General features: G+C 41.5%; 6 protein-coding genes. 3 read left to right on the top strand and 3 right to left on the bottom strand.

From position 1 onward, the window contains the following. Positions 1-203 precede the first annotated feature (203 nt). The 3 genes from DW173_RS16745 (at position 204) to DW173_RS16735 (ending at position 10,061) form a co-directional block, all read left to right on the top strand. A complete protein-coding gene (locus tag DW173_RS16745; RefSeq protein ID WP_120144843.1) occupies positions 204-2,741 on the top strand; it encodes a glycosyl hydrolase 115 family protein in 2,538 nt (845 codons plus the stop codon). Positions 2,742-3,446: 705 nt separating this feature from the next. Beyond that, the gene (locus tag DW173_RS16740) at positions 3,447-5,882 is read left to right on the top strand and encodes a glycosyl hydrolase family 95 catalytic domain-containing protein (protein ID WP_120144831.1); all 2,436 of its coding nucleotides are present in this window, start codon (positions 3,447-3,449) and stop codon (positions 5,880-5,882) included. Between the two features lie 159 nt (positions 5,883-6,041). Next, positions 6,042-10,061: a two-component regulator propeller domain-containing protein gene (locus DW173_RS16735; protein ID WP_120144830.1), complete on the top strand. Its 4,020-nt coding sequence runs from the start codon at positions 6,042-6,044 to the stop codon at positions 10,059-10,061. Between the two features lie 21 nt (positions 10,062-10,082). Here DW173_RS16735 and DW173_RS16730 read toward each other — a convergent pair whose 3' ends face one another. From DW173_RS16730 to DW173_RS16720, 3 genes are read right to left on the bottom strand one after another with little or no spacing between them, the layout of a single operon-like run. Continuing rightward, positions 10,083-11,471, bottom strand: coding sequence for a glycoside hydrolase family 43 protein (locus DW173_RS16730; protein WP_004324540.1), 1,389 nt, complete (start codon positions 11,469-11,471; stop codon positions 10,083-10,085). Positions 11,472-11,478: 7 nt separating this feature from the next. Next, positions 11,479-13,395, bottom strand: coding sequence for a sialate O-acetylesterase (locus DW173_RS16725; RefSeq protein ID WP_120144829.1), 1,917 nt, complete (start codon positions 13,393-13,395; stop codon positions 11,479-11,481). Between the two features lie 26 nt (positions 13,396-13,421). Further along, a complete protein-coding gene (locus DW173_RS16720) occupies positions 13,422-15,965 on the bottom strand; it encodes a glycosyl hydrolase 115 family protein (protein ID WP_004316132.1) in 2,544 nt (847 codons plus the stop codon). Between the last annotated feature and the right edge of the window lie 45 nt (positions 15,966-16,010).

The following is a 16,010-nucleotide window of genomic DNA, read 5'->3' as shown; positions in this document are numbered from 1 at the left end:
AGACAAAAAATAAACCATTTTTGGAATTTAAGACATAAAGAAGATAATTTCATTAAATATAGTATTTATGAAGAAGGATATTTGCATCATTTTAAGCCTGCTGTTATATACTTTTCAATTACCAATTATCTACAAAGTAGAATATCCGGTTACAGTGAAACGTAAGATCAATGATTAACAACAAATTATTAAATATTGAAACCATGAAAAGATTATTTCTATTCTTCTACCTCTCTGTTGTGAGTATAGCAGCATTTGCCGCTGAACAATTCGTAGTATTCACACCGACCGATAATCATTTTCCGTTGATATCCCAAGGAGTTCCTTGTCCGATATATGTAGATTCTTCCGAAGACAAAGGAGTGATGATAGCTGTCGGCAATCTTCAACAAGATATACTGCAAGTATGCGGAACGAAGCCTGTGCTCTTAACAAACGTAAGTTCGAAACACTGTGTCATTGTAGGTACCTATAGTACTCCTTTTGTAAAAAAACTGATAGCTGCAAACAAAATAGATAAAAAAGAGCTGGAAGGGAAAAATGAGAAATATATCCTGCAAGTTGTCACTAATCCCTGTGAAGGAGTAGATGAAGCAGTGGTTATCATCGGCAGCGACAGACGCGGTACGATCTATGGTATCTATGAACTTTCCGAACAAATGGGGGTATCTCCCTGGTATTGGTGGGCAGACGTCCCTATCCGAAAGCAACAGAATGTATATGTAAAGCCGGGACAGTATACAGACGGAGAACCTGCGGTGACCTACCGCGGTATCTTCCTGAATGATGAAGCGCCCTGTCTGACTGGTTGGGTAAAACAAACCTACGGCACAAACTACGGTGACCACCGTTTTTATACACAAGTTTACGAACTGATATTACGCCTGAAAGGTAATTTTCTTTGGCCTGCCATGTGGAGTTGGGCTTTCTATGCAGACGACCCGGAGAATAGTAAGACTGCTGATGAAATGGGAGTCATTATCGGCACGTCCCACCACGAACCGATGGCACGCAACCATCAGGAATGGTCACGCAAGCGCAAAGAATATGGTGCATGGGATTATACAACTAACAAAAAAGTGATCGATCAGTTTTTCCGTGAAGGTATCGAACGGATGCAGGGCACAGAAGATATCGTAACCATCGGTATGCGCGGAGACGGTGACGCAGCCATGAGCGAAAACACCAACGTGAAACTACTGGAAGACATAGTAAAGAACCAACGCAGAATTATTGAAAAGGTGACTAAACGTCCTGCCAAAGAAACCCCGCAAGTCTGGGCACTATACAAAGAAGTACTGGATTACTATGATAAAGGTATGCGTGTGCCCGATGATGTTATCATGCTATTATGTGATGACAATTGGGGCAATGTATGCCGTCTGCCAAATGCCAAGGAACGTAAGCATCCGGGCGGTTGGGGCATGTATTACCATGTAGACTACGTAGGTGCTCCGAGAAACTCCAAATGGCTGAACGTAACCCCTATACAAAATATGTGGGAGCAACTTCAACTCACATACGATTACGGAGTAGAAAAGCTGTGGATACTGAATGTAGGCGATTTGAAACCAATGGAATATCCGATCACGCTCTTCATGGATATGGCATGGAATCCCAAGCAATTCAACGTCTCCAACTTGCTGGACCATCCCCGTCGTTTCTGCGCACAGCAGTTTGGCGAAGATCAAGCGGATGAAGCTATGCGAATCTTAAACCTGTACAGCAAATATAACGGTCGCGTAACGGGAGAAATGCTCGACCGGAATACTTATAACCTGGAGACCGGCGAATGGAAACAAGTATCTGATGAATATCTGAAACTGGAAGCGGAAGCTTTGAGACAATACATATCATTGAAATCAGAATATAAAGATGCCTACAAGCAATTAATCCTCTTCCCTGTTCAAGCCATGGCAAACCTGTACGAGATGTATTATGCACAAGCCATGAACCATAAATTGTACAAAGAAAACAATCCGCAAACTAACGAATGGGCAGATAAAGTGGAACAGGCTTTTGCACGGGATAAAGCATTGAGTGACGATTATAACAATGTTATGTCCGGCGGTAAATGGAAGAACATGATGATTCAGAAACATATCGGTTATACCTCATGGAATGATAATTTCCCCGCTGATACACTACCACAAACCTACCGAATCAAGCATCCGGAAAAGGCTGTCGGCGGATACGTCTTCACCGGACAAGACGGATATGTAGCTATGGAAGCCGAACACTATTACAGCACTAAAGCAGCACCAAGTACGGAATGGACAGTGATCCCCTACATGGGACGAACCCTTAGCGGCATGGCTCTGATGCCTTATACCCAGCCGACCGACGGAGCTTCTATCTCCTACAAAATAAAATTGCCTAAAGGAGTCGACAAAGTGACTGTTCACGTGATAGTGAAATCGACTCTTGCTTTCCACGACCGGAAAGGACATGAGTACAGTATCGGATTCGAAGGGGCGAAGGAACAGACTATCAATTTCAATCAGAATTTGAATGAACTTCCCGAAAATGTGTATAGCATATACTATCCGACAGTTGCAAGACGTATCGTCGAGAAAAAGGTCAAACTGAATGTGCCGAATACATCAGACGGCATGCAGACACTAATTTTCAAACCTCTTGATCCGGGCATCGTGCTGGAAAAGTTGGTTGTAGACTACGGAGGCTACAAGAAATCTTATCTGTTTATGAATGAATCGAAAAGCAAGAGAGATAATAGATAAAAAGATCCATGTAGAAACAAGTCAATTACTACACACTGATTATATTTACATATAAATTTTGCAGTTCTTATTGTCAGCCGTCATTCCTATTCATTAGATAAATGATTTTCAATCCATTAGATGCTGACAATAAGCCCTGACAATAGGCTGACAATAACATTTTATAAGTTTTATTGTCAGCCTATTATTTTATGATTTTGCTCTCCCATATCTCCTATCCAGCTTTACTTACTTTTCAAGAAAAGCCTCCATTAAACATCCGTCATACAACCGGCATACTTATATCATTCAATAACTATTGTTCGATCAGGATACCGGTATACTTAATTCTTCACGGCCGTGGTAGCTTCTTCCCACAGCCGTGAAGAGTTCCTACCACGGCCGTGGGAAGATCTTGTCACGGCCGTGGGAAATTAATGATACCGGTACTTTAATGGAACGATACCGGCATCCCAACGCAACTATACCAGCTTCTCTTTTTATACCTCCCACTTAATCAGCCTGCAAATAAGCTATATGACAAGAGGGCAAGGCTGATAATAAATCAAAAAGAAACCGGCAGTTATTATTTTATCATTTGGAACATACAACATATATATTAGTAACATAAATATGGAAAGAAGTTACTTCCAAGGTAGATTTCAGAAACAGTTTTTTGCCTTTTGTATTGGTAAATGAGCTACCTTTGCTACAAATCCATACAATATGAACAGAAACACTTTTTTTGTATTATTCCTATTAATAAGCAACTTTGTTTCAGGACAGGACCTGAAACTGTGGTATAGTCAACCTGCACAAAATTGGTCGGAAGCTCTCCCTATTGGCAACTCCCGTCTTGGAGCCATGGTATATGGCGGAATCGAACGCGAAGAATTACAACTCAACGAAGAAACATTTTGGGCAGGCTCTCCATACAATAATAATAACCCGAATGCCATACATGTTCTACCGGTTGTACGCAAACTGATTTTTGAAGGGAGAAACAAGGAAGCGCAAAGACTCATTGACGCCAACTTCTTAACCCAGCAACACGGAATGAGCTATCTGACATTAGGTAGCCTTTATCTGGAATTTCCGGAACACCAAAACGCATCCGGCTTTTACCGCGATCTGAATCTAGAGAATGCAACGACAACTACCCGTTATCAAGTGGATGACGTCACTTATACCCGCACCACTTTTGCTTCATTTACTGATAATGTCATTATTATGCATATCAAAGCAAGTAAAGCAAACGCACTGAACTTTACTATTGCATATAACTGCCCTCTAGTACATAAGGTGAATGTTCAGAATGATCAGCTGACCGTCACCTGTCAAGGGAAAGAGCAGGAAGGTTTGAAAGCCGCACTACGGGCAGAATGTCAAATCCAAGTAAAAACGAATGGCACTCTCCGCCCGGCAGGAAATACGCTCCAAATAAATGAAGGAACAGAAGCAACCCTTTATATATCGACAGCAACCAACTACGTAAACTACCAGAATGTCAGCGCCGATGAATCCCACCGGACCAGCGAATATCTGAAAAGAGCAATGCAAATACCTTACGAAAAAGCTCTCAAAAACCATATCGCTTATTATAAAAAACAATTTGACCGTGTACGCCTTACATTACCGACAGGCAAAACTTCCCAACTGGAGACTCCCAAACGAATTGAAAACTTCGGAAATGGAGAAGACATGGCAATGGCAGCTCTACTTTTCCATTATGGACGTTATTTACTGATTTCTTCTTCGCAACCGGGTGGACAGCCGGCTAATCTGCAAGGTATATGGAACAACAGTACTCATGCACCTTGGGATAGTAAATACACCATCAACATTAATACAGAAATGAACTATTGGCCGGCAGAAGTCACTAATTTAAGTGAAACACATAGTCCGCTATTCTCTATGTTGAAAGATTTATCTGTCACAGGAGCAGAAACAGCCCGAACTATGTATGATTGTAGGGGATGGATGGCGCATCATAATACTGATTTATGGCGAATTTGCGGAGTTGTAGACTTTGCTGCAGCCGGCATGTGGCCTAGTGGGGGAGCCTGGTTAGCACAACATATCTGGCAACATTACCTCTTTACAGGAAATAAAGAATTCCTGAAAGAGTACTATCCCATCCTGAAAGGAACAGCGCAGTTCTACATGGATTTCTTGGTAGAACATCCAGTGTATAAATGGTTGGTAGTGTCTCCTTCTGTGTCACCGGAACACGGTCCTATCACGGCCGGTTGCACCATGGATAACCAGATTGCCTTTGATGCACTGCATAATACCTTATTGGCTTCATACATCACAGGTGAAGCCCCTTCTTTCCAAGATTCTCTCAAACAAACACTAGAGAAGTTGCCACCTATGCAAATAGGAAAACATAACCAACTACAAGAATGGCTGGAAGATATTGACAATCCCAAGGACGAGCACCGTCATATTTCACATTTGTACGGGCTATATCCGAGTAATCAAATTTCTCCATACTCAAATCCCGAATTATTCCAGGCAGCAAGAAACACATTGCTTCAACGCGGTGATAAGGCTACTGGTTGGAGTATCGGCTGGAAAGTCAATTTCTGGGCACGTATGCTGGATGGAAACCATGCCTTCCAAATCATCAAAAATATGATTCAACTATTGCCCAGCGATCACTTGGCTAAAGAATATCCGAACGGGCGTACCTATCCCAATATGCTGGATGCCCATCCGCCTTTCCAGATTGACGGTAATTTCGGTTATACAGCCGGAGTAGCGGAAATGTTGCTCCAAAGTCATGACGGTGCCGTACATTTATTGCCAGCATTGCCTGATGCATGGGAAGAAGGAAGTGTGAAGGGGCTGGTGGCACGTGGAAACTTTACTGTCGATATGGAGTGGAAAAACAATGTGTTAAATAAAGCGATCATCCGATCGAATATAGGCGGTACGCTCCGCATCCGGTCTTATGTCCCACTGAAAGGGAAAGGCTTAAAACAAGTAAACGGGAAAGAGTGCTCAAATAGATTATTCGCCACCACTCCTATCAAACGACCTCTTGTAGCCAAAGGGGTAAGTGCGCAATCTCCCAAACTGCAGAAGGTTTATGAATATGACATCGAAACAAAGCCCGGTAAAACCTATATTGTAAGTACAACCGAAGGAAAACAATAATACATAACGAGAGGTAAATCTTTTCTCATGTTACATTATTTACAAACGATGTTACAACATCCGATTGTACTCCCGGAGCCTAATGAAAATATTCATCTTTTATTAGGTTATATGTAGGTTTTTAGTTTTCTTTGTACTACCAACAACGATCTATTGACTATGAGAAATGTATTGACTTTTCTATTATTATTGTTTTCTTTGTTATGCAACGGGCAATCTCCTAAGTTATTCACTACTGACAAAGAGCTCTCCAGTAGTCTGATTAATCAAATATATCAAGACCGGAACGGCTTCATTTGGATTGCAACAGAAGATGGTCTGAACCGTTATGACGGTGCTAAATTTACCATATACAAACATGAGCCCAATAACGAACATTCGTTAGCCCACAATTTTGTTCGTACTGTTTTTGAAGACAGCAAAGGTCATTTGCTTATCGGCACATATATAGGAATTCAAATGTATGATCCGGCCACGGACAATTTTACTCCACTTGCCAAATTGGAAGATACCGGAGAAACGCTTGAAAGCAACATTAATTCTTTCATCGAGCGAAAAAACGGAGAGATATGGGTATCCGGAAATGTGTTGTGCAAGCTGGACATCAAAGACCATCTGTTGACTGTCCGGAAAGTCGATATTGCAGTCACTTCACCCGGAAGCCTGTTTGAAGATAAAAAACAAAATGTATGGATGGCAAAAGGGGAAGAAGGAGTATATCAACTCACTCCCGACAATCAGCTTACGTTACACTTGTCTAAAGACAACGGATACGTCAAAAGTATATGTGAGGATCAACGAGGCAACATTTATGTTGGAAGTATACGAAAAGGACTATTCATTTACGATAAAGAACGTAAAACCTTTGTTCCGGTCGATTTGAAAGAGAAAGGAGAACTTCCTGTTTGCTTTCTTTATTCCGGGATACCCAATGAATTGTATATCGGCACTGACGGCAAGGGAGTAGCCATTTATAATATCCGAACACACGAAATCTCCGAATACAAGTTTGACAATAATTATTTCGATTCGGGGAACTCGAAAATACACTCCATCCTAAAGGACAATTCGGGTAACTTATGGTTAGCTGTTTATCAGAAAGGAGTTATATTAATCCCAGCCCGCACCAACAGCTTTAAATATATCGGACATAAATCAACAGATAAAAATTGCATAGGCTCCTGTTGCATTACTTCGTTCTGCAAAGATAATAACGGGACTCTATGGGTAGGAACGGATAACGACGGTATTTATGCCCTTACAGAAAAATTGGAGCCGGCAAAACATTTCTCACACACCACCCATCCTCATTCAGTACCCTCAACTGTTATTAAATTGTATGAAGACTCCGAACACAATATGTGGATTGGCTCCTTTATCAACGGTATGGGAAAGCTGAACAAACAGACAGGATTATGTGATTACCAGTACAAACTGGTAGATAAGAACAACAACTATATACAACGTGTATATGATTTCGCAGAAGATAAAAACAAGCGTCTTTGGATTGCGACAATGGGATTCGGTTTGTTCTACTATGACCTGAAAACGAAAGAATTTACATCCGTACAATCTCAGACATCTCTAATCAACGAATGGATAGGTTGCCTCCACTATTCCGATGATAATAAGCTGTATGTCGGAACTTATGACGGCGTCAACTGTATAGACCTTGACAGTCCTGATTTTCAAAGTCATAAGATACTCTCACAAAATGTTATTTATTCAATCTTTGAAGATGCCGACGGAGTTGTCTGGTTGGGCAGTTCCGAAGGATTATCCGGTTGGAATAAAAAAACGAAAGAACTAACCACTTATACGACTGCAGACGGATTGCCCAGTAATACAATATATGCCATACAAGGAGACGGAAAAGATTTTCTTTGGATAAGCACCAATGCCGGAATTTCCCAATTCCAAAAGAAAAACAACAAATTTATCAATTATTATGTCAGCGACGGATTACAGGGAAATGAGTTCTACAAGAATGCCTCCTTCAAAGATAAACAAGGTATTATCTGGTTTGGCGGAATGAATGGTATCACCTATTTCAATCCGCAAGACATTATCAATCCGGCAAAAACATGGAATATCCGGATTACCGACTTTTTCCTGCATAACAATCCGGTTAGAAAAGGAATGAAATCCGGTATTCACAATATTATCAACTGCCCTGTATTCAACGCAAAGGAGTTTTATCTATCCCATAAAGACAATGTGTTCAGTATCGAGTTTGCCACTCTGGAATTAAATGCCCCCGAACACATCAACTACCTTTATTCTATCAACGATGAAAAATGGATTAGTTTGCCCAAAGGTGTAAACCGTATCTCATTCAGCAATCTGAAACCCGGTACCTATAACTTTAAAATCAGAGCAAAAGACAACACTGTGTATTCAAATATAAAAGAAATTACCATCTTTATATCTCCTGCATGGTATGCTTCATGGTGGGCCAAAGTTATCTACTCCTTATTATTACTGACCATTATATTTATCATTATTCTTCAGATCAGACATCGGTACAGAATGCATCAGGAAATGCTGCAACATATCCATGCCGAACAAATCAATGAAGCAAAATTGCAGTTCTTTATCAACATCTCTCATGAGATACGCACTCCGATGTCTCTAATCATCAGCCCTCTACAGAAACTGATTAAGAATGAGGAGGACAATGAACGCCTGAAAATATATCATATTATCTACAGAAATGCGGAACGTATTCTGAATCTTGTCAATCAACTAATGGATATTCGGAAAATTGATAAAGGACAAATGTTCCTGATGTTCCGGGAGACCAATATTATTCCTTTTATAGAAGATTTATGTACAACTTTCGGTCAACAGGCAAATACAAAAAATATCCAACTACAACTTCACAGTACGCTCCGGGAACTGAATGTATGGGTAGACACAGGTAATTTTGATAAGATTATCCTGAATATTCTGTCTAATGCCTTCAAGTTTACTCCTGAAAAAGGAAACATAGATATTACCATCCGTACGGGAGAAGATAATACACTGCCCGATCCCTTGAAACAATATGCCGAAATAATTATCGCGGATACCGGAACAGGCATCGATAAACAGGAAAAAGAACATATCTTCGAACGTTTCTATCAGATCCGTAACAGCCAACAGAATCCGAAAGGCGGAACAGGAATAGGATTACATCTTACTCGTTCATTAGTGGAATTACATCATGGAATTATCTATGTAGAAAATAATAAAGAACAACCGGGTTGCCGTTTTATTATCCGGCTGCCGTTGGGTAACAAGCATCTACGACCTGAAGAAGTTGACAACAATGAGCAAAAGGTAACAGTAACCATACCAACTGTTCCTGTCATCTCTCCCATTATAGAAAATGAGGAAGAAAAGAAAGTCAGGGTAAAAACTAAATATCGCGTATTAGTTGTAGAAGACGACGAAGAAATCCGAAATTATATAGCGAAGGAATTCGGGGACAAATTTCATATCATGGAAAGCCGTAATGGTAAAGAAGCATTAGAGCAAATATTTAAAAAGGCTCCGGATTTAGTCATTAGTGACATCATGATGCCCGAAATGGACGGACTTACCTTATGCCGGAAGATCAAGCAGAATGTAAATCTCAATCATATCCCAGTCATTTTGCTTACTGCGAAAACGAGGGAAGAAGACAACCTTGAAGGTCTGAATACAGGAGCCGACGCCTATATCATGAAGCCATTCAATATCGAAATTCTGCAAAAGACGGTAGAAAATCTGATTAATACACGGCAGCAGTTACGCAAAGTATTTACAGGACAGCAAAATCTGGAAAACAAGGTTCAGAAACTGGAAGTGAAATCACCCGATGAGAAATTGATGGAACGTATTATGAAAGTGATCAATGAAAACATCAGTAACCCTAACTTGACAATAGAGACAATCACCACCGAGGTAGGTATTAGCCGCGTACATCTTCACAGGAAACTCAAAGAGCTCACCAACCAGACAACCCGTGACTTTATACGTAATATACGTTTAAAAGAAGCCGCTCGTTTATTGTCCGAAAAACAGCATACCATATCCGAGATAGCCATGTTAACAGGATTCACTGATCCTAATAATTTCTCGACAACATTCAAAGAATTGTATGGAATGCCGCCTTCAATGTATATGAAAGAGCAGTTGAGTAAAAAGGAAGAGTAACCCAACTGCTCTCTAGCATGTTTATCTGTTAAACTTGTACCAATCAAAGTTAAACAGTTTGCAGCCTTTACGTCCTTTGAATACAAAATAAATATCTTGTATTCCTGTGACCGGTTTTACAATATCAGTCTGCAATGTTTTCCAGCATTCCCAACCTCCCGTTGAAGGAATAGTCAGTTCCGCAATTAATGGTCCGCTTATACTGTCTGTACGTACTTCAAGTGTTCCGCCACGAAGGGCACTGGCAACGGTAGCAGTGAACCGTTTGGGGGATTTATTGCCGAAATCCACTTCACGTACCTTTATATAATCTCCATTATGAATTTCAGATATATATATACCGGTTTTCACATTTGGTTCGGACTTCACACCTTCAGAAAAAGCGATTGTTTCAGCTTCCACCCTTTCGTAAGGATTGAGCGTACCTACCGGTGACACCCCTTCCCGGGTAGCATTAATAATCGGGAAAGTGCCGTCAGCGTTATACTTAAATTGCTCCACCGCCGTACTTCGCCCGAAGCCTCCACCACCCGGCAACTTACCCGTATGATAGAAGAAATAAGAATTGCCTTTATAGTCTATCACTCCACAATGGTTAGTAAACGAGCCCGTATCTTGTAAAGGCATGATTTCTCCCATATACTTCCACGGCCCAAGAGGTCCGTCACTCATGGAATAGGCAATATGTTCGGGTACACCTCCGGCAGCATAAAGAAGATAATATTTTCCTTCCCGTTTATGAAGCCATGGACCTTCTGTATAAGTATCTTTATACTTAACATCTTTGACACGTTTTTCCGGATTGGGTGCACCAAAGCTCTCAACAGTCTGTTCCAGTTTGCCCACTTCACCTTTCAAGGAAATCATGTCGTCATTCAATTCTGCATAATAGATATTCGGATTTCCCCAATACAGATAAGCACGACCGTCATCATCAATGAAGACCGTAGGATCAATATAGTCCCAGCTTCCGTCATGAAGCGGTTTGCCGATGGCATCTTTAAAAGGACCGACAGGCGAATCGCCTACCGCCACACCGATTGCCATCGTATTGGAAAGTTTGGAATGCAGGCAGACATACCAATAAAACTTACCATTACGCTCTACACATTGTGCTGCCCAGGCACGGTCGTCCGCCCAGTCGAATGATTCGATGGCAAGAGGAGAGCCGTGATCGGTCCAGTTCACCATATCTTTGGTAGAATACACACGCCATTCCTGCATCCAGAAAAAATCCGCTTTGTCTTCATCGTGTCCCGTATACACATACAAGGTGCCGTCGTGCACCATAGGAGCTGGGTCTGTAGTAAAGCAAGTTTGCACAATCGGGTTTTGTGCCGACAGTCCTCCTTCGGTCATAACCGAAACGAGCAACAATGTAGCTGCGATAAATGTAGATTTCATTTTCATGCTATTTTCAGTGTTTAAATAAATGTGGTACAAATTCTTTCAGGCAACGTCTCCACGTGAGCCATTCATGCGCTGTGCCTTGCGATTCGTAATAATCAACCTCGATACCCAGTTTCCGGAGTGAATCCACCATCTTCTTTGTTCCCATTTGTTCCTCCGTGCCACAGCCGAGAAAGAAATAATTCACTTTCTTATTGAACTTGTCCGCATCCGCAAACACTCCGTTAAAACAAGTCTTCATATCCAGACCGAAAATCGCCCCGCTGAAACTTCCGATATAAGAAAACTTATCGAGATGAGGCAGAACCGTATTGAAAGTCTGATGTCCTCCCCACGAGAGTCCTGCCATAGCACGGTGTTCGCGGTCGGTTTTCGTACGGAATGTCCGGTCTATCATAGGAATCAGGTCTTTCAGAATAACGTCATAAAAGGTGGCGCCATACAAAGCCCGCTCCTCGTTCACATCTTTTCCCGGACGCGGCCGGAACGGAGCTTCCACATCACCGCTATCCATCACCACGAGCATCGGCACACACTGACCGGATGCAATCAAGTTGTCCATAATATGATTCATCTTTCCCTGCGTACTCCAGCCGGTTTCATCTTCACCCATGCCATGTTGCAGATACAATACCGGATAGCGCTTCTTCGGATGAGTTTCATACTCTGCCGGCGTATATACCATACACCGACGGAACTCTTTCTGCGTTTCGGAGTAATACGTACAGGAACGAACCTGCCCGTGAGATACCTGTTGAGGACGATAATAATCCCCCTCCTCACCTTCAGGGATTTCGATGCCACTTGCCATACGGCAACAACCGAAGAACGTATAACTGGAAGGATCTGTTACCGACACCCCGTCTGCAATCAGGAAATAATAATGGAATCCTACAGGCAGAGGGTTGGTCGTTGCCGTCCAGAGTCCTCCGGCATCTTTCCACATATCATACTTCTTTCCGCAACAATCCACTTGTAGCCTGTTAGCCTGCGGAGCATAGAAACGAAAATGAGCACGCCCCTCTTTATCCACCCGGGGATAGTCATATCCCGGAATATTAGTGGATGCCGGTTCGGTAGTAATTCCGGAGTTTGGTTCTTTCTCCAACAAAAGGAGTCGTTTCTCGGCATACCGCACTCCCAATTTTCTGTATCCTTCTGCCGTGAAATGCAAATTATCTTCTGCGGCAGGACAGCCCGAAGAAGGAATCACGTATGCGGTCGGAATCACTTGCGGCAGCGTATTGATTATCTCATTCATGCTTGCACATCTGCCATTCTGGTCGGCATGCACTACTTCTCCCGCCAGTAATGGAACATCCTTTGCCTGAAGATTCAAATCCCTCAACAAATTCTCATAGACTCTCTTCACTTTTTGAGGCCACTCTTTATCACCGGTATTAGACTCGCCTTGATGCAAGAGGATACCTTTAATCACACCGGCTTTCTGTGCTTCTACAGCCAATTCTTTTAGTCTACGGTAAGGATTATTACCATACGCTTTCGCGGTATTTTTCAGCCATTCCGGTTGAGAGGCAATATGCTCTTCGCAATTCTCCTCATCAAACAGCTCAATCCTGCAACCACCTACAGCTACATTGATGACACCTACCTTAATATTATCAGGCAGCCTTTCCACTAACGTACGTCCGAAATAATCGGCCGGTGTTAACCCTGTATGGCAACGTACCAACGGAGGAACAGCCTTATACCACTGTCCTTTGACACGTCCCAAAGACGGACAATCAACAGCCGCCATCATCAGAAAGCGTTCATTGACATTGCACGTATCCTGGGCCTCGATCTTTGCATTCCCTTCCATATTGGATTGTCCTAGACAAAGATAAATATGGAAATTCGGGTCTTGTGCAAAGGCAAATATGCCTGCACATAATAAACAACATAAGACAATAATCTTCTTCATTTGCGTATCTATATCATAAATATTAATTAATGCGTAACCTTGCGATAAGGACTTTCCTGAAGATTCAATCGACTGACTTCATCACTACCACAATCAATTATAATTTTATGCAATACAATAGCAGGGCTTAACGGACGAATAATTAATGCATGTATTCCTTCTTTCAGATTAACATTGGAAAAATCCACCACCGACTCTATCAACCGCGCAGCACCGGCGGGATACATCTTCGTATAACAATTAGCCCAAGTCATCTCTGAATTGTAATTTACTATTTGTTCTTTACCACCATCCAAACTGATAGCATAACTATGTCCTCCTTTTATAAAAGGCAAAGTACTATCCAAGATTAATCTTACACGTATATTTTTCATCTCAGAATTAAGCTTCATGCGATATGTCAATGAAGCTCCTGTTACAGGTTGTGTATAGGGCATCAACGACAAACCAGAAAGAGTACGTCCCAAGTCAGGAATAACTGTCCACTCCGTCTTATTCCCTTGTGTACATTCTGCAAAACGTTCCGCTTCCATTACTACCACCCCACCTTTCTCCTTATACTCATATCCTCCCGGCTTATATGCAGAGACATCCACTCTTATGATTTCGGGCATTATATTTCCTCCTTTAGGCTCATCCCAGCTTGTATAACCGATGTGCGTCTGATCCATTAAATGATTCCATTTTCCATCAGCTATATTGTTATTATAGTCATAGCAAAGTTCCGCATCATACCTGAAACAATACTCCACTCTATCTGCCCATTCATTGGCACGTGGATCACCCTCAGATGCTAACTTATGATTCATAGCAACCGCATAATACATCTCATAAAGGTTTGCCATGGCCTGAACAGGAAAAAGAATGAGTTCTTTATATGTATCCTTCAATTCTTCCGGTAAAGTCATAAACTGACGATAGGCATGCGCCTCCAAAGCAAGAAATTCATCTGTTACAGCCTTAAATTCTCCACTGGAAAGATTATAAGTTTGGCTATCCAACATTTCTGCAGTTACGCGAGCAGCATATTTACAATACAGATTTAAGATGCGAGCGGCTTCTACTGCATAGTTATCCCCAAACTGTTGTTTACAGAAACTACAAGTATATTCCTGTAAATTATCAGCCGTAAGGTGTCCAGGATTCCATGCCATATTCAAGAAAAAATCAACAGGAAATTCATTCGGTTTCAAGTCCCCCACATTTAGAATCCACATTTTATCCACACCATAAGAATAAGTCAAATATAATTGTTCCCACATATGCTGGATCTGTGTCATATTCAGCCATTGATAGGCACGTGGTGCTCCATGTAAATCTACATGATAATACATACCATATCCACCAGGATGCCGTTTATCCTTTAAATCTGGTAAACGACGTACATTCCCCCAATTATCATCACAAAGCAAAATCATGACATCATCAGGTATTTTCATTCCCTTATCATAATATTCCAGTACTTCACTATAAAGTGCCCACAATTGTGGAGTCTTACAAGCAGGTTTACCTGTTACATCTGCTATTATTTTACGCTGTCCTTTTACGATTTCCTCCAATAGATGCGTATCTGTATCGGGTCCCATCGGAGCATCACCGTCACCACGCATAGCGATAGTAATTACTTCTTCCTTTCCATTCATTCGCTTGATACCCTCACGGAAAAAACGTTCTACTCCCTCTTTATTCCTCTGATAGTTCCACTCACCATACAACTTACGATTACGGGCATATTCCTGGTGATTACGTGCCATCGGTTCGTGATGGGAAGTCCCGATTATAATCCCCATTTCATCAGCTAAAGGACTATTCATCGGATCATCTGCATAAAATGCTGCACTCCACATGGCCGGCCATAGAAAATTAGCTTTCAAACGGAGGAGAAGTTCGTAGACATGCACATACATCTTACTGTTAAATCCTCCGAACTTTTCAGTTGTCCAACCTCCCATACAAGGCCATTCATCATTAATGAAAATGCCACGGTATTTTACAGCCGGTTCACCATCAGTATAAACACCTTCTTTAATATAAATAGCCTGATGCTTTACCGGCGGAACATCAAGCCACCAGTACCAAGGGGAAATACCTATTTGTTTTGATAATTCATAAATACCATAAATCGTTCCACGCTTATCACTTCCAGCAATCAGCAACACATCTCCCTGTAAACCTTCCAAAGGAGCATGAAGAGTGGTGATTATATATTTTTCATTCTTACCTCTCAATTCTTTACCATCCAGTTTTCCTGTTTTTACTAATTGACGTATAAGTGGGCTTTTGTCAAACGAACCTATGATAATACGCACTTCTTTTCCCGCAATATTCGATAATTCGGGTTTTACAGTAGTCACTTTTTCAAAATCCGTTTGTAAATTACGCACCGCTAACAGCACCCCACGATGTTCTGCATCATCACACCAAATAGAGAACGATCTGTTTTGTGGTGTAACCAAAGGTAACTTGGCATCCGCTGATATAAAAGTGACAAATGGTTCCGCAGCATTCAAAACAGATACACATAAGAATAGAAATATAATTATTATCCGACTCAAAAACATGTTCTTCATTATTTTCTAGTTACATACTGTCCTAAAAACAATTATCCGCAAGAT

Source organism: Bacteroides sp. AM16-13 (genome assembly GCF_003602705.1).
GTDB lineage: Bacteria > Bacteroidota > Bacteroidia > Bacteroidales > Bacteroidaceae > Bacteroides > Bacteroides xylanisolvens.
Note: the sequence above shows the minus strand (reverse complement) of the source record. Positions and strands in the feature narration are given on the sequence as shown.